At 76.6% G+C, this 535-nt stretch carries 1 protein-coding gene; it reads left to right on the top strand.

The window, feature by feature from the left end; translation table 11 throughout:
- A partial coding sequence (locus tag FV228_RS32340; RefSeq protein WP_281406565.1) for a CarD family transcriptional regulator occupies positions 1-535 on the top strand: 535 nt, incomplete at both ends.

Here is a 535-nt window from a genome sequence, read left to right as displayed (position 1 = left end):
CCGGCGCCTCGTGCGGCAGGCCGGCAAGATCGCCGAGCGCCCGGTCCGGCTGATCGACGGCTGGTCCGACCTCGCCGACGCGGCACCGGGCGACATCCTCGCCCTGGAGGCGCCGATCGGCGCCGGCTTCCGGGTCCCGGGACGGGGCGCGACGGTGTTCGCCGCAGCCGACCTGTTCGGACCGGACGCCGCGGTGTCCGGCACCGCCCGGGCGATCCTGCCGATGGGCGAGGTCGACCTGCGCCCCGGCGACGTGGCGGTCGACCGCGACCACGGCCTGTGCGTGTTCGAGGGGTTGGAGCCCGTATCGAACCCGCAGGGCGTCGGCGCGGACGACGAGCCCTCCGAGGCCCTGCGGCTGCGCTTCGCCGGCGACGCGATCCTGATGGTGCCGGTCACCCAGGCCGACCGGATCTGGCGCTACGGCCCGGAGCCCGACGCGGTCACCCTCGACAAGCTCGACGGCGGGACCTGGGCCCGCCGCCGCCTCCAGGCCGAGGCCACCATGGCCCGGACCGCCCGGGTGATGCTGGAG

This window comes from Methylobacterium sp. WL18 (genome assembly GCF_008040015.1).
Taxonomy (GTDB): Bacteria; Pseudomonadota; Alphaproteobacteria; order Rhizobiales; family Beijerinckiaceae; genus Methylobacterium; species Methylobacterium mesophilicum.
Note: the sequence above shows the minus strand (reverse complement) of the source record. Positions and strands in the feature narration are given on the sequence as shown.